Below are 18,694 nucleotides of genomic sequence, written 5' to 3' on the forward strand. Positions count from 1 at the left end.
CTCAATCAAGAAATTGAAACTGCGTGCTACCGATAATCGCTTGACACACCTTCAGCATGTCATGTCTTGTCAAGCCCTCCAGGCCGTCAGCTTGATCTTCAATGTATTGGCTCAATACCCGACGTTCGTCTGGCGTGGGCAGCCTGGCAACTATCATCAGCATAAGATCGTCGAGCAAGGAATCCAGAACTCGGAGGTACTCCTCCCGAGCGAGCGAAGGCCTCCCATCAGGAACGAATCGCTCCAACAGCTTTGAACCAATCGCTTCTGCCGATTCCTGTACGAAGGAACTGTTCAGAAAATAGAGCGATTGAGGTGCTACAATCGTGCGTGGCCGATCTCCCGTTACCATTGTGTTGCTGGCAGCGTCAAATAGCTGTAGCACGTTGGGTTCGAGAGTGCGAATCACTGGCTGATAAACGGTTCGTCGATTGTCTTGCAACTTCAGGTATTCGCCTAAATTACTGGCGTCACCAATCGGCAACGTTCGCAACACATGTTCGTTTGGCCCCCTGATCAGGCGGCCGCTGAGTTGCAGCAACGTGTCACGAATCTCCTCCGCCTCCAAACGCCGTCGATGCTGGTGAGCAAGCAAGCGATTCCCAAGATCACCTGAGGCTGAAATACCGACAGCACGCCGGTAAGCCTGTGACAAGACGATCTCTCGAACCAAGCGTTTCAGATCCCAGCCGTTGTCAATGAATCGAAAAGCCAAGTCGTCCAGCAACTGCGGATGCGTCGGCAGTTCCCCAGTGGTGCCGAAATTGTCAACGCTGCGTGCAATCCCAACCTGAAACAGGTGTTTCCAGACGCGATTGACGAATACCCGTGCCGTGAGAGGATTATGCGGTGAAGTTATCCATTGTGCCAGCTGCAATCTACCGCTCTGTGCCTCAGGAACCTCTGGTTGATCGGGGTACGACGCGACACGCAAGAAACCTCGCGGCACCAGTTTACCCTTGCTTGAGGCCACACCACGGATGCGAATTTCAAGATCTGAGATGACCTCCGTATCGCGCACAGCCATCGCGTGCGGAGGCATTTCAACCAACAAGTCTTGTAGTTTTTCCTCTGCCTTCCGCAGCTGTTTCGCAGCATCCTCGTGGAGACGCTGCAGTTCAAGAAGTGCTTCTGAGTTGCTCGATCTCCCAGGTATCGATACCGGATCTGCCGCGTACGATACAGTGGATAGTTTCTGATCCAACTCATCAAGTTCTTTTCTTGCTGTAAACCGCTTGCCAACGGCTCGGACCCACGCGTAGCGGTTTGATTCGAGAAACTTGCTAAGTTGATCATCACCTCCCGGCCCCAAACCACGACGCTCCCAGTCTGACTCATCGTCTTTGGGTCCACCAATGCGATCGACCAATGTGGAAGTGCTATGCAGAATGCCCGCTAAAGCGTAATAGTCGGCCTGTGGCAAGGGGTCAAACTTATGGTCATGACAGCGGGCACACCCCAGCGTCATACCCAACAAAGACTTACCAATAGTGTCAACTTGCTCGTCAATCACGTCGAGCGTCAACTGTTGCTTGTCAAAAGTCCCGAGAACTTTTGATCCCAACAATAAATAGCCCGTGGCAATTAGATTTTCATCCCGCTCTGCAATGGAACTGGCTGGCAGCAGATCGCCAGCGAGCTGCTTTTGGATAAATACATCAATTGGTAGGTTTCGATTCGTGGCCTCGATTACCCAATTGCGATAACGCCAAGCATTGTGGAAGGGGACGTTAAAACTGGACCCATTGCTATCCGCATACCGTGCTACGTCTAACCAGTGTCTACCCCATTTTTCTCCAAAGCCTTCGTCCGCAAGTAGCTTGTCCACATATAATATGTATTCCGCATCGCTGAGCGGCTCACGTTTTGCCACCCATTGCAGGTCAGGTGGCAAGCCGGTCAAGTCATAACTGAGTCGCCGCAGCAAACTTGTCCTGGATGCTGCCGGAGCGGGGGGCAGCCCAGCGGAGTCCAGCTTAGCATCGATAAAACGATCAATCCTGGTAGCCGAAGCCCCAGGGGAATCCGGTGGCTCTTGCGAGCGTAGCGGCCGGAATGACCACCACTGCTTGCCGGCTTCAATATCGATTTCAGATTTAGCAGCCGCTTGCCCATCAACACGAGGATCAACAGCTCCCGTTTCAATCCATGCTTTTAGGATCAGCAATTGGTCATCGCTCAGTTTCCCATCCGGCGGCATCTCCAAACCTGCATCGAAATGATTGACGACTCGCCACAGCAGGCTCTGAGGCAGATTTCCCGGGACAATTGCAGGCCCTGAGTCACCACCAACTGACCAGCCCGCTTTTGAATCGAGCACCAGGCCGCCACTCGCCTCACCCGCGTCATGGCTGTGGCAATCAAAACAGTGCTCTTGTAACAGCGGCTCGACATACTCTTGAAAGTAGCTTGCGGCGTCCTCCCGCGCTGTATCGCCGGGGCGGGGGCTATCTTCGGCGGAGACAACTCTGACCGCGAGCAACGCCATGAAGATTGACCAGCGAAAGGGTGCTAATCCACTCAAGCGGAATTCGCCGTAACGGCCGGCGGTTGGTAGTTGCGGAAGGAGGAGACGTTTCAAACTAAACATCAGAAATCACTCCCGTGCTGTCAGCAAACCGATCCAACTTCAAACCGCCGCGGCGAGCCAGCGTCAGCCAAAGGTCGGCCAATGGCCTTAAACCGGTCACCCGTTTAAAGCCAAATGGTTTTGTGACTCCGCCGGCTAGCAAAACCTGCAAGTCGCCATAGTTGTGTTTGTCGCCATCGCTGATTCCGCTGCCCATGGCGATGCAGCAATTATCCAACAACGTTCCTGCACCTTCCGGATACTTGGCTAACTCGGCCACGACATGAGCGTAAAAAGCGACGTGAAAGCGATCAATTTGCGTGATCTTCTCTTTTGCCTCAAGCCCCTTGGTGTGCGTCAGTACATGATGATTCTGAGCCGCATCAAATACGCCATCAAACCGTCTCGGACTGTCCCATCGCTCCGGGTCGATCAACAACGTGATCACGCGAGTCAGGTCCAAGCGAAAAGCGTGAACCAACAGATCGCCCATTAATCGCAGATATTCGTCCCTGCGTTCTGGTATGCCAATCGGTTGGGGGAAGGGTGCGGAACCAATGCGTGCGGTCGCTTCCTCGGCCAATTGTATCCGCCTTTCCGTTTGCCGCACGCTCTGCAAATACTCGTCCAGCTTCGCTCGATCTGCCGCCGACAGTTTCAATGACAATTTCTTTGCCGAACTCTGCACGCTGTCGAGCACACTCTTATTCATCACATCGGAGTTTGGTGAGCCAAATAGTCTTTGGAAGACGGCGCGCGGGTTTTTTTCGGTTTGAGCGGCGTGTCCAGGACCGTACCAAGAGATCGATTCAAAATATTTGGTTTCCTTGCTGTTAGTAAAATCATTACAACTTAATTCCAGTGATGGCAGCGCCGTATTGAATCCGATCTGTCGCGAGAGCATTTGATCCAACGTGATATTTGTCGGAAACGCACCATCGAGCGTTTCCTGTGGAGCTGAGCTGGTAAGCCAGCAGGAGCCACACTGCGCATGAACTCCGGTGCCAGGCACAAACTGCCGATCAAGTCCAGAGATCAGCGAAACCTGCGACCGCACCGGCTCTAGCGGCGTGAGAGCGGGAGGAAGTTCCCCGGTTGGCCCCTCCGCGGCAGGCAGAAAAGTGTCCTGGTTGTAGCCGTTGGGAGAATAAATGAAGGCAAACCGCTTGGGGAAGCCACTGTCCTCAGCTGCCCGGCCAAGGGAGTTCAGCCAAGGTAGTGCAAACAATCCACCACTGAGGGACCGCAGGAAATGCCGACGTGGCAAGTTGCCGGAAGATGATTGTTGATCGCGCCGATCGCTTGAGGATACAAATCTCATCTGACGTTCCTAATATTTCGAAAGGGGTACGATAAGACGATCGACTCGATAACCTTTCCGATGCGGTAGCCACTCTCTTCCGCATCCAAAACAATATTGTCGACCGTTTGCATGTCATAATGACGCAGTTTTCGGCCCAGTGCATAGCTGAGAAGATGCTCCGTAAAGCCCCTTGCCAGTTCCCGCTCCCTGGCCATTACCGCAGCCTTAAACTCCGCGGGACCATCGAACTCCATACCATTCCACTCCCCCGTCGCGTCGACAGATTGTGTCCCGTCGTGTGTTCGTATGGCACCAATTGCGTCAAACACCTCGAGCGAAAAACCAGGTGGATCGATACGACTATGACACGCGTAGCAGTTTGGATCACTCCGGTGCCGCTCAAATCGCTGCCGCACGCTTAGAGTAGAATCAGAAGCAGTGTTACCGTCCTCTATTTTCCCTTCGTCTAAAACAAAAGCAACTTTGGGCTCGCTGGGTGGACGATTGAAAACAGTTTCCAACAACCAAGCACCCCGTTTAATCGGGCTGGTACGATACGGCAGGGAAGTTAACAACAGCGGTCCCGCCATCGTCATCAAGCCCCCGCGATTGCGATCAGAGAGATGAGTCCGCAGCCAGTACTTATGCGACAATTTCTCAGCCTCAGTCTGCGTAATGAGTGATTCACGCACCGCGTGCTGAAGTGCATCCTTGAAACTCTCCTGCAAGCCGTAAAGATCGGCAAGCTGGCTGTTGAGCCAGGAATACTTGGAATCAAAAAGTTCCAAGAGTGATCTGTTTTCCAGCAACACCGTCTCGAAAAGCAACAGCGGCTCGGTCATCATCGGACCATGCAATGTCGCTTTATCTTGTGGCCCTGAATAGAATCTTTTGTGAATTCTTTGATCAGGACGAGCACTGTAAAGCTGATCGAGCCGCAACCACTGGGCCGCGAACGATTCAGAAAGCTCTCTGGAGCGACTGCGAACAGCCAGCATGCGACGCACTTGCCGACGAAGCTCTTCTGGCTCTTTCAGCATTCCCAATTCAGCGGCAGCCAGTAACTCGTCATCAGGCATCGATGACCAGAGAAAGTAGCTCAATCGGCTGGCCAACTCAAACGGGGTGAGTGGCCGCACCTTACCAGCCACATCGGCAACTACGCTGGAGACTGCTGGTTCCGCAGGCGTCACCGGTTCGGCAAGGAAGAGAAATTCGGGAGATGCTAAAACTCGCTGAACCAAGCGGCGCAGGGCCAGCAACTCGGAGTCATTCGCATTGGTTCGCTGAGCGAGAATGTTCATCGCGTCATCCAACTCTGCCGCGGTCGCTGGCCGCCGATAGGCACGTTGTAGAAAGCGTTCCACACGTACTCGCAACGTGAACCTAGAGACGTCCGCATCACTAGTTCCGATTTCTGGCCTATCGACATCATGACGATCAACAATGTCTCCCGAGGCCATCGTACTTTGTGGCCCAAAAATGAACCCCAGATCATCCAATAGGATATAGTCACCTGAATAGCCAGAGCCATCGACGGTGAGTTTCACAATCGACGCGCCGGCAGGAACAGCCCAAGAGAAAAATGTGTTACCCGTTGCTTCGCTAATCGCAGCCTCTCGACTCAATTTGCTTCCGTTTGACAACCCCACGGTCAACCGAACGCGCCCGCTCTGCTTGCGTCGCGCTAGCACGCAAACGCCCAGCTCTTGGATCTCCGGCCTGAAAGCATCCTGCCCGGCAAACGTCAGCTCGAAAGTTTTCTCACCCTTGACATGATTCGTCAGTAGATGCTCACCAGATGTTTCATCAGCCGTTGCGAAGGTGGCAAGCCATAAGTCGACATTCGGGTTGATAGTCAAAATGTTTCCCTGTAAACCCAGCTTCAACAATCCTCCCTTGCCAGCAACCTTTTGATTATTGAGGGCTGAAGATATCTCGCAGGTGCCACCATACCCCTGCAGGTAGGCCGCCTTTAGCTTAGCAGCGAAACCATGATAGCTTCGATCGTTTCTGGCAGCCTCGCCGCCGATCCGCTCCGCCACCGCGTAATCACCGCTCATTGGGGTTGCCTGGGAATCACGTGCGGCAGACTTTGCCAATGGCGGAACCATCCCCAGCAACGACTGCATCACTCGACTATCACGCCAGAGTCGTTCACTAAAGGCAATTGCTGAGGCCAATTCCAAATACTTTTCAAACAACAGCGGCGAGAAATTTAGAGTGTCGCCACGATTCGCAAAACCATGCTCCGCGCGACTATCGCCTGGAAGTCCCAATTGAGGTAGCAGCACATCATACTTTTGCCCGTACTCGCGCATGGAAGTTTGGATAACAAGCCCCAATGACAATGCGTCACTAGCAAACGCTTGCCCTCTTTCCTGATGGGCTGTACTGCTTGCACTCTCAAAACTACGGGCGACGTTGCCAGACTTCGATTTCTCGATGGGTATCTGCGACTTCTGCAAGGCGGGAAGCATCTGCGTAAAATAACGCTTCGTGGCAAAGGGCAAGCGTTCTGGAAACATAAACACGTCATAATCAATTTCAAATAAGTCTCTGACCGTGTTGTTGTATTCCAGCCGCGTTAGCCTGCGGAGTATTGGTTTGCCAGGATCGACAGCTTGCAAACCTCGGTCGGGCCGCCTCAAAACGGAGCGGGTAAATTCTAATAGGTCTGTGCGTTGTGAATCGCTGAGCTCATAACCAGACTGAGGCAGCGGCATCTGCCCGGCGTCGACGACATCAAAGATTGTCTTCCAAAGCTCCCTATCTTGGTCAATGTCCGCCGGCATGCGAAAACGACTCAGATCAACAGTCCCTTCACGCTTGTCAGAATTATGGCAATCAAGACATTGTTCTTCAAGAATGCCGGCAACTGTCCGGAAATCGATTTGTGCGGCAGCGACGCTGGGACAAAACAAGACAAGCAAAACAAGTTGACGGGTAATGAAAACGAACCTCGCCGAGTATTTGACCTCGAAGATCATGACGCAACCTCCTGAATACGATTCGGCGTGGTGGTCGATGTCGCGGGTTCAGGACAGACGGTCCAGGGATAGCTCCCCGGTTTAACCAAGTACAACGGCGAAGATTCATCAAGAGCTTTCAAAGCGACTACGCCATCCCCCACGTTGCCAGTCGCCAGTAAACGTTCGTAACCAAGGTCGCGGATTAGCAACGAAGCGGTACGTCCACCCTCAATCCAAACCTGGCTGGGACGGCATGAGGCGAGCACGCGGCTGGCGATATCGGAGATCCGCCGGAGTCGATCAAGCGGAGCACCGTGCACGAGATCACTGGCGAGAATTGCGGCACGTCCATGCGTTGCCAACGTCTCACATACGCTAGCCGCGCAGTCGTCGGTGTGCTGTGATGCCGCAAAACTTACCAACGGCCAGCCACCGCAGTCGCCAAGTAATGAGCCGCTGATCAACAGCGAATCCCCCGATGCGAAAGAGGAAAGTCCAACGCTTACCCCAAAAACAAAGCTGTCGACAGGCTGCGCTCGTTCGGAACGGATCACGTTGAGCACCGCCTCAAAGAACTCCGCACCACCCGCCGCCAACGTGGTGCTATTTTCTAATCGCCAATGCTGAGCGTAAGCCTCTAAGTCAGCTGAACAGTTGGCATTGCCGAGAGATACCGCTGCCACGGTGGACTCTCCAGGGTTAATGACCCGGACTTTGCCTGGAAAATTCGCCGCTGTGTTGGCTAGTGAAGAATGCTTTTGATCGGTTAGTAAGTCGATGACCCGATTGCTGTTACATGGATGCTCGGGGTCAAGCGCAAAGACCGTGCGGTGCAACGGCTCGCCAGCGATCAAAATTCGACCGTCAACCACGGTTCTTCCTTTCCGCGGATTGGCATTAACCAGCAGACAGCGATCAAGCTGGGCCACTGATTGCATCGCCATGATCTCATCAAGTACGTGGCCCCGCAGGATCGAATCAACTTTTTTGAATAGCAGGCTGGGACGGAACGCGAGAGCTTGACGAGTCAGCTCGCCGAGCGTTACAGCTGCGTCCTGGGCACTCAACGATCGGCTGTCAGCATCGACCACGATAACGTCCGCGTGTGCTCCATAAACTCGTCCGACCTGAACTTCGGCCGACATCCCAAATCGCAAGGCGGCTCCCGCGATCTCAGCGGCGCCAGTCAAATCATCGGCGATCACCACAATACTCATTGCTGGTTCCCCGTTAAGGATGGTTCCTTTTCACCTGCTAATTGCACCGCCAATCGCAGTGCCTCCAGCATGCTCGTTTCGTCCGCCTCGAATTGCTTCCAAGCGATATCCAAGGCGGTACCATGATCGACGCTGGTGCGGACTATCGGTAAACCGAGCGTAGTATTCACCGCAGACTCAAAACTCAGCGCTTTCAATGGGATGTGGCCCTGGTCGTGGTACATACAGATAAACGCATCGGTACGCTGCCGCCGCGCTGGCAAGAAGGCAGTGTCAGCCGCTAGTGGGCCCTCCACGCTAATCCCACTCGCACGTGCCACGGCGATTGCCGGAACGAGAAAGTGTTCCTCCTCTTGATTACCAAATAAACCGTGCTCACCCGCGTGAGGATTTAGCCCACAAACGGCCAGCCGCGAAGGTCGCCCCCGCATCTTAAAAACGGCTTGATCGGTCAACTCAATCACGTCGAGTATCCGCTTAATTGATAACAACCCGGGGACTTCACAAAGCCCGACATGCGTTGTCACAAACGAACATGTCAACTGCTCGGAGGTGAGCATCATGCAAGCTCGCTTTGATGACGTAAGTGCTTCGAAAATCTCCGTATGACCAGCGTACTCAACGCCCGACAGTCGCAACGCCTCCTTGTGGATCGGACCGGTGACGATGGCATCAACATGCCCATTTCGCGCCGCTTCGATCGCCGCAGTGATGTACCGGTAAGATGCTTTACCGGTGTCGGCGGAAACGACCGCCGGCTGCCAAGCTGAATTCAGCGAATCGAGATGCCAGATCGCCGAACCGCCCGCGCGAGCTAACGCGATCGCGGCAGGCAAGCTCGTGGCGTGAGGTGGCAGCGGCAAGTTGGCAGCCTGGCTGACGCGGAGGAAAACATTGGCATCACCGCACAGCACGATAGCATACGGAGGTTGACTCCAGCCCCGCAGAGCTTTCAGACAAACCTCGGGGCCCACCCCAGAGGGATCCCCCATCGTAATCGCGATAACTCCCGATTTTTCCAATCGTCTCGCTCCCGTTCGTCGCACGCAGAACCATGAATCTGCATGCAGTTTATCAGGTCCATACATGACTGTCAATTATGCATGCAGTTTGTTAAGCTCTTCCACGCTGGTTTCGTCAATTGCCTGACGATCGTACGGTTCACTCATTTATTCACTGGGAAACATCTTCGCATTATGAATCGAACCAGCGACACGAGGAAACAACCACAGCCTGTTGAGATTAACGGCAAGGCGAAGCCCGAGTCGGGTTTACGACTGAGCGAACAGGTCTATGAGGCGCTCGTCGAAATGATTGTTCGCGGCAAGCTGGAGCCAGGCCAGCCAGTCAGTGAAGTCGAATTGGCGCGTGTTTTAAACGTGAGCCGCACTCCGATCCATGAAGCGATTAAGCAATTAGTGAAGGACGGCTTAATCGTGCAAGCTGCGAATCGGCGTCCCGTGGTCGTATCATTTGGTCCTGACGACGTTTGCGATGTCTATGAAATGCGGCGCATTTTAGAAAGCGAAGCCGCTGCCAAAGCCGCCCAGCGGATTGACCGCCCCAGTTTGCAAAGGTTGGAAAGTGACTTGCAGGCGTTTCGCAAGAGTAAGCAGACAGCGGCATCCATCAATCAGTGGGTCAAGCTCGACGATGAGTTTCACTCCGCCATCGCGAACGCAACTGGCAGCCCACGGTTGGCGGCCGATATTGATCGTTACCGGTTACTGCATCGGATCTTCAATCGTTCGCACACCGACGTGACTGTTTTGCAACAAGCGATTAGGGAGCACGCCGACATCTTGGCTGCGTTAAAGCGCCGAGATTCCACAGCGGCCCGCGAGAAGATGTGCATTCATTTGGAAGAGTGGCAACGCTTTTTCGCCAACCACCTGCGTTAAAGAAAGCGCACTATGTTCAGCCGGTTTCGGAGTGTCCCTGGTGGCTTGATGATCATTCCGCTGTTGGCGGGAGCGATCTTATCCACAGTCGACAAAGCTCACCTGGAACCTGTTCAGGAACTGCTGAAGTTCTTAGGAGCCCCGCCGATAGCAAACGAAGCAGGCACTGAAGTCTATGAGTTTTTAAGGATTGGTGGATTTGCGACAGCACTGACCGGGCCTGGGGCGACCACCCTGATTGCCATGTTTCTAGTTTGCGTTGCAGCGCAAATGGATTTTCGCGTCGGTCAGCGGGCGATCAAAAAAGGCATCATCATTACCACGGTGAAATTGCTTGTCGCAATTGGCTGCGCCTATTCCATTGCGGCCACGTCAGATCCATACCACGGTTGGTTTGGCCTTTCCATTGTCGCCGTCATTGCCGGCATGTCGAACGGCAACGGGGGATTATATCTTGCCTTGACCGGCGAACACGGAGATCGCAGCGACGTGGGAGCTGTCTCGGTGATCTCCTTAAATGATGGCCCGTTCTTTACGTTGCTGGCTCTCGGCATCTTGGGCGAGCGCTTTCCAGCCGCTGCCTTTATTGGCGTACTCTTACCGATGGTCATTGGCTTCGCCATCGGCCAAATCAGCGATGCCGCAAGAAAATTTTTGGCACCCGGTGAAAAACTATGCATTCCTTTCTTTGCCTTCGCTCTAGGCACCTCAATGAGCTTCAGCGTGTTTCTGGACGCCAGCGTGCTGGCTGGTGGCTTGGCGTTGGGATTGGCCACGGCGTTGCTGACCGGTCCAGCCGCAGCGCTGGCACTCCATCTGAGCGGTGAAAAATCTTTGGTGGCAGGATTCGCGGAAGCCTCCACTGCCGGCAATGCGGTCCAGACTCCCCTGGCAGTGGCCTTAGCCGCGGGTCTTGGTACCGCGAGTGACAACCCCGCCGACAGCATGTATCGATCGATTGTGCCAATCGCCACCGCCCAAATCTCCATCTCGGTGATTGTCACGGCAATCCTTTGCCCGCTGTTGGTTGTCCTCTGGCACCGTCGCTATGGCCAACAGCGAGAGCCTGACACACAATCGAAATAGCAGCGATCCGCCAGCCAGTTGCCACCTGCTGATTTGCCGCCAGCGTCCGGTTCCATGGAAGCATATTCTCCGATTGCAGCAATTACCAGCCAGCGAATCTGTTATGATTAGCAGCTTAACAGTCCCTCGTCGCACGCCAGAGCCTGCTCATGTTCAAACACTACTTGTTACTGCTCACACTCGTGACACTCTCGCTTCACACGCAAGGCAACGCGCTGGCACAAGGGGACGAGGATGCGAAGCCACGTTCCCAGATCTTAGCTGCCCAGATGCTGGAAGCTCCGGCCCCCATTCCAGCTCACCTTCGTGACTTATTCGATCGCATGGAGGCGGCAAATCGCCGTTCGCAAGATGTCTTTCGAAAATTGTCTGTCGAGCAGATGAACTTTAAGCCGTCCAACGGCAGCCACACGCCGCGCTGGAACGCTGAACATATGGCGGGACGCCAATTGCTCTTCTTCTCGCAGATTTACAACGCGCTCGATCCGAGCATTCCGGTCATCGACTGGAATCCGAAACAAATGCCGCCGGACTATCAAGCGCGACACCCCGAATGGAGCGGTGCTGATGAAGCGCGTGCCATGCAACGCGTCGATGATTTTTGCCGTCGGTACGCTTATCTGCTCGAGGATGTCCAACTGAGAGACAAACCACCAGCCACCTTTTGGCCCTCGCTCGAGGCCTTGCTGTTGCAGATGGAAAAACATTATGGCGAGCATACGGCCAACGTGGAGAAGAAATTTGAGCTGCCGGATTGGCCTTCGGCAGCACCCGCTGCAAATTAGTTTGACTCCAAGATATCGCTTACTTTGAGCTACAGGCCTTGTTTTAGGTTACACCATGCGCTGCTCTCGTTTTGCTCTTCTGCTGTGTACCGCGAGCTGCTTTTTATTTCAGCTCAATCTCATCAGGTTAAACGCGGAGGAAGTTAGTCAGGATGCTGCCCCAGAAAGCACTCAGCAGGCATCCACAGGCAACTTTCGTGCGGGTGCGGTCGCGGTGGATATCTCTCCCGAGTCGTTTCCGGTGCGAATTGCCGGTGGATTTCTGGAAGGACAAACTGGTCAGTTGAGTGACAAGCTGTTCGCCCGCGCGATCGTGATGGACGACGGGACGAGCAAGCTGGTTATGGTGGTGGTGGATACCTGCATGATGACGCAGAAACTGATCGATGATGCGAAGCATCGCGCAAGCTCAGCGACGGGGATACCCGTCACACAAATGATGGTATCGGCTACGCACACCCACGCTGCCCCGGCGGCAATGGCTTGCCTGGGAACGCGACAAGACGAAACGTATGCCGCCCAGCTGCCCGGCAAGATCGCAAACGCAATCATTGCCGCTCATGACAACCTACAACCAGCGCGGATCGGATGGGCAGCGATTGATGACTGGGAGCACACCCATAACCGACGTTGGATTCGTAAACCAGAACACAACATCGTTGATCCCTTTGGCGGGGCAACCGGTCGCGCTCACATGCATCCGGGATATGAAAGTTCCACTGTCATCGGCCCATCGGGGCCCGTCGACCCGACGCTGACGGTCGTCGCCTTGCAAACGACCGCCGGGCAACCACTTGCCGTGCTAGCCAACTACTCCCAACACTACTTCGGCGCGGCAGCCGTTTCGGCCGACTATTACGGCTTGTTTTGCAAACATGTCGCGTCTTTACTGGGGCAGCCGGGCGAAGGAAATGGACCATTCGTCGTCGCTCTCTCGCAAGGAACAAGCGGGGACTTAATGTGGATGGATTATGGCGTCCCCGCCAAGTCGATCAGCATGGAGCGATACGCCCACGCGGTAGCCCGGTACGCCGAGACGGCGCTGGGGAAAATCGAATATCGTGACTTTGCCTCCATCGGCATCGTGGAGCAAGACATCACACTTAAGTATCGCACCCCTGATGACCAGCGACTGCGGTGGGCAAAGCCAATCGCAGCGCAAATCGAAGATGATCGTCCCAAAACAATGACCGAAGTCTACGCCATGGAGGCCATGATTCTGCATCAGCGTCAACAGGCTAACGTTAAAGTGCAGTCGATTCGCATCGGCGACTTGACGATCGCAACCCTCCCCAATGAAGTATACGCGCTGACCGGACTCAAGCTGCGGGGACGCTCACCTGGACAGACCCACTTCAACATTGAATTAGCGAACGGAGCGGTAGGCTACATCCCGCCACCCGAGCAACATGTGCTCGGGGGTTATACGACTTGGCCAGCTCGAACCGCCGGCCTTGAGGTTGCGGCCGAACCACAAATTGTCGAAACGCTTATCGGCGGACTTGAGAAAGTGACCGGAATGGCGCGCCAGGTTATGCGAGATCAACATGGAGTTTACGCCAAGGCGATCCTGGAGGCCGGCCCAATCTCCTATTGGAGAATGAATGACGAGGATGGGGAAATGGCTCGTAATTCCGTTCCCGACGGGCCTCCTGCGAGGCTAACTCCCGGTTACGCCTTATACTTACCGGGAGTAGGTAGTGGCTCAGGCATTGGCGACCAGGAACAACTCATCTCCGGAAACTTTTCAGGTCCAAAGCAGATTAATCGCGCGATCCATTTTGCTGGTGGTGAACTAATTGGACAAGCCCCAGGAGTCGCTGCCGATTACTCGGTTGTTCTTTGGTACTGGCTGGGAGAAGCGAGCGGAGCCAGCCAACGCAGCGGTTCCTTATTTATGGGCCCGTCTGGGGAGAACGTAATGGTTCAACAAGGTCCTGATCACCTTGTTAACCTCGTCTGCGGCGAAGCTAAGACAACCCCGCAATGGGCCGCCAACCAGTGGAACATGGCGGTCATTTCCAAGACAGGCGCCCAGATTCACGTGACTATGAACGGAGCCAGCGAACCCGCCTTGCAAACTAGTTTCGAGCTGGCAGACCAAGGGTCAACGGAAGTTCGTTTGGGCGTCGGACTGCAAGGAAAGCTGGACGAGATAGCCGTCTTCGATCGCCAGTTAACTGCTGAAGAAATCAACCACTTTTGGGAGTTATCTGGAATAGAACAGAAACGAGTGCGGCAAGCCGCCGAGCGGGAGCGGCTAGCGAGGAAAGCCGCGGCCAACATCGAACCACTTGTCTTGCCTATAGGTTACGCGAAAGTCGTGCAATCGCTCAAGCCGCTTATCGCCAGCCCGCTGGCAACCGCACCGCCGCAGCTTGAACGCTCCGGCAACGTCTCATTTACTGATAACACCTTTGCCAGATTTTCCGCCGGTCGCTTAGCTGGCAAGGGCCTCGCCTCGGCTCCTGCCTACTCCGTCTCTTTCTGGTTCCACAATGAACTGGAAACCCATGTTCGGCCCGTCACCGCGTACATCTTCTCGCGAGGTGAACCTGGCGACGCGTTGGCTCCGGGTGATCACGTCGGCATCGGCGGCTCTTATCGAGGCGATCTGACCGGTAAGTTGATTTTTTTCAATGGCAACACCAGCAATCAAGTAGTGGCCGGTCGATCGACCATCGAGCCGCGAAGCTGGAACCATGCGGTAATGATCCGCGACGGAGAGCGGGTCCAAGTCTTTCTGAACGGCGACCCGCTAGCTGAGATTGACACCACGATCGAAGTAACAACCCGCAGCGACGAATATTTCTTCGGCGCACGCAGTGATTTCTTCGCACCGCTGCGGGGCAACGTTGCTCATCTGGCGTTGTTTGATCGCGCGCTGGATGCTGCTGAGATTTACCAGCTGAATGCGGCAGCTCAAGATGCTATTTCAAATGCTGAAACCGCCTCCGACAACGCCAAAGGTCCAACCCGCAAAGACGAACCTGCCCAAGGAGCGCCCGCACCCGATAGCCAACCGCTTTCGATCGAACAATCCGTGGAAAGGCTTCATGTTCCCCGCGGTTTTCGCGCAGAAGTGGTGGCGGCGGAACCGGCAGTGGTTGATCCCGTCGCCTTTGATTGGGATCAAGCCGGGCGACTTTGGGTCGCGGAAATGTCAGATTATCCCTTGGGATTGGACGGTCGCGGCAAACCGGGCGGACGTGTGCGTGTGCTCGAGGATCGCGACGGTGACGGAAAGTATGAGACAAACCAGATCTTCGCCGATGGTTTGCGATTTCCAAACGGCATCCTAACTTGGCGAGAGGGCGTGTTGGTCACGGCTGCCCCGGAAATCTTATACTTAGCGGACACCGATGGCGATGGTCGCGCCGACATTCAGGAAGTACTGTTCAGCGGGTTTAACGAAGGGAATCAACAGCTGCGCATGAACCATCTGCGTTGGGGACTTGATAATTGGGTTTACTGCGCCAACGGCGGGCACCACGCGAATCATGGCTTGGGTACTCAGGTGACGTCACACCGCACCGGTGCCTCCCATACTTTAGGTAGCCGAGATTTTCGTTTCAAACCCGACACGGGCGAGCTGGAACTGGAATCGGGACCATCCCAGTATGGACGCAACCGCAACGCTTGGGGGCATTGGTTTGGTACTCAAAACGCGAACCCGCTATGGCATTACGTGCTATCAGATCGCTACCTGGGGCGGAATCCACACGTACCAACGGTGACTCCGTTAAACCATTTGGTCGGCCCCGGCAGCCCCAAAGTTTACCCGATCAGCGAATTGCAAAAACGCTATCACAGCTTTGAACAGTCGGGACGATTTACATCGGCCTGCAGCGGCATGATCTACAATGATGCATTGCTGTTTGGAAGCGACGCGTTGGCTCACGCGTTCACGTGCGAGCCCTTTCACAACCTCATCCAACACAACGTGCTGATCGATGACGGAGTGAGTTATCGAGCACGGCGTCCACTGGCCGAAGGTGCTCACGACTTCTTCGCAAGCGAAGATCGCTGGTCCCGCCCCGTCATGGTAAGGACCGGGCCGGACGGTGGCCTCTGGGTGGCCGATATGTATCGCTACATGATCGAACATCCCGATTGGTTGCCCAAAGAAGGCAAAGCGGAGCTGGTACCACATTATCGCCTCGGTGATCAACATGGTCGGATATATCGTGTCGTGCCCAGCGGTGGCGGCGAGCGACAGAGTTGGTCTCTGGAGCAAGCCACCACGCCGGAATTAGTGGCCGCTTTGCAGTCGGCGAATGATTGGCAGCGCGATAAAGCGCAGCAGCTGTTGATTTGGAATCACGACCCAAGTTCCGTGCCGTTATTGGAGGCTTTGGTTGCCACGAGCAGGCGTCCAGAAACCCGCCTGCAAGCAATCTGGGTGCTGGCGGGAATGGATGCCCTGGAGCAGGATACTTTGCTCACTGCTCTGGCCGACCCGCATCCGCGTGTGCGGGAAAATGCGATTCGCGTGGCAGAGAACTATCCATCTGTAACCGTGCAGGCTGCCGCTTGTCAGCTCGCGCATGCCCCAGATGCCAAAGTCTGTTTGCAGCTGGCCTTAACTCTTGGTGAATGGCGTACGCCGCTGGCGAGCAATGCCTTGGTCACCTTAGCATCACGCTTTCCTGACGACTCGTTTATGGTCGCGGCAGTCATGAGTTCCGCGTTATCGCATGGCGGCGGTTTCGTAAGCGGAGTCACTCAATCAGGCCCCCAAGTCATAGCCGCATATCGCTTGCCGCTGCTGCGACAGTCGCTCGCCGCAAATGATCAAGACTCACTCGCGGCGTTGCTGCGGGGTGCACTTGGGCCGAAGGAGGAAGCCCCTTGGCCGGACTTGGATGCTTTTCTACTGCTACTCCAACAATTGGGAGTCGACTTACACGCACTTTCCGCAATGGATCCACAAGGTCCGCTGGCCTTGCAAGTTGCTCGGGTGGATCAGTTACTTGTGGCGGCTGAACGATTGGCAAATAATGAAGATCAGCCCGTAGCTTTTCGACTGAGTGCCGCGACGCTGTTATGCCGCGTGGATAAGTCACGTTCCGCCGGTGTCCGCTTGCTCGCCGCATGGCTCCGCCCCCAAATCGATCCGGCTCGGCAAGCCCACGTAATCGAAACTTTAGCGCAGAGCGGCGATCCAACTGTACCGGAGGTTTTCGCAGAGGTGTGGTCGGAACTAAGTCCTGAGATTAGAACTCTTGCCTTGCAAGCTTGGTTATCTCGAAACGCTTGGATACACGACTTGCTCGACCGTATCGAGTCACAAATGATGCCGGTAGCTAGTCTCGATCTCACCCAACGTAATCGTCTGCTGCAGCATCCCGACAAGTCCACAGCCGCTCGCGCCACGCAATTACTGGAAAGCAGCCGACTGTCCACCCGCCAAGAGGTTATCAACAAATATCGCGGAGCCCTGCAGTTAACGGGAAAGCCTTCTGCCGGCCAGTTGGTTTACAGGCGCACGTGCGCGAACTGTCACCAGCGGGGCGACGAGGGCCATAACGTTGGGCCAAATTTAGCCACCGTGGCCGCACACTCCAATGAGAAGTTGCTGAACAATATTTTTGATCCAAATATCGACATTCAGCCCGGATATCAAGCTTACACATGCTTGCTCACAAGTGGTGAAGTGTTGGCTGGAATCATTGCTGGTGAAACGGCGAACAGTATCACGATCAAGCAAGCCAACGGGCTAGCACGCACTGTTTCGAGAGCAGAAATTGAACACTTGCAGAACACGAATCGCTCGTTTATGCCTGAGGGTTTAGAAACGGAACTAACGCCGCAAGATTTTGCCGACTTACTAACCTATCTCCGGCAACCTGTTGCAGAGAATTGAGCCGGCCGCGTCGTCGCTTGGAACCCGTTGGCCAGCGTATTGTTAACGCTGTTTGACGAACTGAATAATTCCCGCTCAAAAGAAAAGTGAACAAAGATCATGCAATCGGAAAGCAAGGTAGCCATTGTAACGGGCGGTGGCACAGGAGTCGGGAAAGAAACTTCTATTGCGCTCGCCGAACTCGGCTATGACGTGGTCGTGAATTATTCGCGATCAGAAGCCGAGGCGGAGGAGACCAGTCACCTAATCAGAGATTTGGGCAGGCGAGCTTTCGCCTATCCAGCCGACGTGGCGGACGATCGTGCTTGCCGCGCGATGGTGGATCGGGCAGTCAGCGAATTGGGGCGAGTCGATGTGCTGGTCAACTGTGCCGGGACAACGGAATTTATTCCCTTCGCGGATCTCGACGCCGTTTCCGATGAAGTCTGGGAACGGCTATATAAAGTCAACGTGATTGGTTCCTTCCACTGCGCGCGTGCCGTTCAGCAGCCGATGCTGGCAGTGGGTGGTGGCATGATTATCAATGTTTCCAGCGTGGCGGCACAGTTGGGACAGGGGAGCTCCATTCCTTATTGCTGTACAAAGGCGGCGCTGGATAACCTCACCGTATCCTTGGCGAGAACGCTCGCTCCGCATATACGCGTCAATGGGATCGCTCCCGGATTCATTGAGGGTCGCTGGACAGAAGCGGGACTGGGTGAGCGTTACGACCAGATCAAAGCAGCCTGCCAGCGGACGCTGCCTCTCGGCCGCGTCTGCCAGCCCAAGGATATTGCCGACGGCATCATCAGCCTAATCACTGGCAGTCAGCTGGTTACCGGGCAAACACTCACGGTGGATGCCGGAATGATGATTGCCGGTTTCCAGGTGAAGTTTTAAACCCAGCCAAATTCCTCTCTTCTCAATTCCACATTTCACATTTTCCGGAAACCGGGTGTTGCTCGCGGTTGTTCAGCCATGACACCGCGATGAAATCTAAAGCAAAGAACGTATGG

General features: G+C 54.8%; 10 protein-coding genes. 5 read left to right on the forward strand and 5 right to left on the reverse strand.

All coding sequences use genetic code 11. The annotated features are described in order from the left end of the window. Position 1: 1 nt before the first annotated feature. From SH139x_RS16330 to pdxA, 5 genes are read right to left on the reverse strand one after another with little or no spacing between them, the layout of a single operon-like run. Positions 2–2,590, reverse strand: a complete 2,589-nt coding sequence (locus tag SH139x_RS16330) for a PSD1 and planctomycete cytochrome C domain-containing protein (RefSeq protein WP_488350839.1) — start codon at positions 2,588–2,590, stop codon at positions 2–4. Then, positions 2,583–3,890, reverse strand: a complete 1,308-nt coding sequence (locus SH139x_RS16335) for a DUF1552 domain-containing protein (RefSeq protein WP_488350840.1) — start codon at positions 3,888–3,890, stop codon at positions 2,583–2,585. The genes SH139x_RS16330 and SH139x_RS16335 overlap by 8 nt, the downstream gene beginning before the upstream one ends. Then, the gene (locus SH139x_RS16340; RefSeq protein WP_488350841.1) at positions 3,887–6,862 is read right to left on the reverse strand and encodes a DUF1592 domain-containing protein; all 2,976 of its coding nucleotides are present in this window, start codon (positions 6,860–6,862) and stop codon (positions 3,887–3,889) included. The genes SH139x_RS16335 and SH139x_RS16340 overlap by 4 nt, the downstream gene beginning before the upstream one ends. Then, positions 6,859–8,061 carry a four-carbon acid sugar kinase family protein gene (locus tag SH139x_RS16345; RefSeq protein WP_488350842.1) on the reverse strand — a complete coding sequence of 401 codons (1,203 nt, stop codon included), beginning with the start codon at positions 8,059–8,061 and terminating at the stop codon, positions 6,859–6,861. The genes SH139x_RS16340 and SH139x_RS16345 overlap by 4 nt, the downstream gene beginning before the upstream one ends. Continuing rightward, positions 8,058–9,149 carry a 4-hydroxythreonine-4-phosphate dehydrogenase PdxA gene (gene pdxA, locus SH139x_RS16350; protein WP_488350843.1) on the reverse strand — a complete coding sequence of 364 codons (1,092 nt, stop codon included), beginning with the start codon at positions 9,147–9,149 and terminating at the stop codon, positions 8,058–8,060. The genes SH139x_RS16345 and pdxA overlap by 4 nt, the downstream gene beginning before the upstream one ends. A gap of 108 nt (positions 9,150–9,257) precedes the next feature. Here pdxA and SH139x_RS16355 point away from each other — a divergent pair, with 108 nt between their 5' ends. The 5 genes from SH139x_RS16355 (at position 9,258) to SH139x_RS16375 (ending at position 18,578) form a co-directional block, all read left to right on the forward strand. Continuing rightward, positions 9,258–9,962: a GntR family transcriptional regulator gene (locus SH139x_RS16355; RefSeq protein WP_488350844.1), complete on the forward strand. Its 705-nt coding sequence runs from the start codon at positions 9,258–9,260 to the stop codon at positions 9,960–9,962. A gap of 12 nt (positions 9,963–9,974) precedes the next feature. Beyond that, the gene (locus SH139x_RS16360; protein ID WP_488350845.1) at positions 9,975–11,048 is read left to right on the forward strand and encodes a 2-keto-3-deoxygluconate permease; all 1,074 of its coding nucleotides are present in this window, start codon (positions 9,975–9,977) and stop codon (positions 11,046–11,048) included. Positions 11,049–11,197: 149 nt separating this feature from the next. Continuing rightward, positions 11,198–11,833: a DinB family protein gene (locus tag SH139x_RS16365; protein WP_488350846.1), complete on the forward strand. Its 636-nt coding sequence runs from the start codon at positions 11,198–11,200 to the stop codon at positions 11,831–11,833. Positions 11,834–11,888: 55 nt separating this feature from the next. Beyond that, the gene (locus SH139x_RS16370; protein ID WP_488350847.1) at positions 11,889–17,699 is read left to right on the forward strand and encodes a neutral/alkaline non-lysosomal ceramidase N-terminal domain-containing protein; all 5,811 of its coding nucleotides are present in this window, start codon (positions 11,889–11,891) and stop codon (positions 17,697–17,699) included. A gap of 99 nt (positions 17,700–17,798) precedes the next feature. After that, positions 17,799–18,578: an SDR family NAD(P)-dependent oxidoreductase gene (locus SH139x_RS16375; RefSeq protein WP_488350848.1), complete on the forward strand. Its 780-nt coding sequence runs from the start codon at positions 17,799–17,801 to the stop codon at positions 18,576–18,578. Positions 18,579–18,694 lie beyond the last annotated feature (116 nt).

Source organism: Kothea flammea (assembly GCF_052161645.1).
In the GTDB taxonomy this organism is placed as follows: Bacteria; Planctomycetota; Planctomycetia; order Pirellulales; family Pirellulaceae; genus Laterigemmans.

What these genes read in the sequence shown, in the direction of transcription:
- SH139x_RS16365 (WP_488350846.1), top strand. Translation starts at nt 11,198, where the DNA reads ATGTTCAAACACTACTTGTTACTGCTCACACTCGTGACACTCTCGCTT.
- SH139x_RS16370 (WP_488350847.1), top strand. Translation starts at nt 11,889, where the DNA reads ATGCGCTGCTCTCGTTTTGCTCTTCTGCTGTGTACCGCGAGCTGCTTT.
- SH139x_RS16340 (WP_488350841.1), bottom strand. Translation starts at nt 6,862, where the DNA reads ATGATCTTCGAGGTCAAATACTCGGCGAGGTTCGTTTTCATTACCCGT.
- SH139x_RS16360 (WP_488350845.1), top strand. Translation starts at nt 9,975, where the DNA reads ATGTTCAGCCGGTTTCGGAGTGTCCCTGGTGGCTTGATGATCATTCCG.
- SH139x_RS16355 (WP_488350844.1), top strand. Translation starts at nt 9,258, where the DNA reads ATGAATCGAACCAGCGACACGAGGAAACAACCACAGCCTGTTGAGATT.
- SH139x_RS16345 (WP_488350842.1), bottom strand. Translation starts at nt 8,061, where the DNA reads ATGAGTATTGTGGTGATCGCCGATGATTTGACTGGCGCCGCTGAGATC.
- SH139x_RS16330 (WP_488350839.1), bottom strand. Translation starts at nt 2,590, where the DNA reads ATGTTTAGTTTGAAACGTCTCCTCCTTCCGCAACTACCAACCGCCGGC.
- pdxA (WP_488350843.1), bottom strand. Translation starts at nt 9,149, where the DNA reads ATGTATGGACCTGATAAACTGCATGCAGATTCATGGTTCTGCGTGCGA.
- SH139x_RS16375 (WP_488350848.1), top strand. Translation starts at nt 17,799, where the DNA reads ATGCAATCGGAAAGCAAGGTAGCCATTGTAACGGGCGGTGGCACAGGA.
- SH139x_RS16335 (WP_488350840.1), bottom strand. Translation starts at nt 3,890, where the DNA reads ATGAGATTTGTATCCTCAAGCGATCGGCGCGATCAACAATCATCTTCC.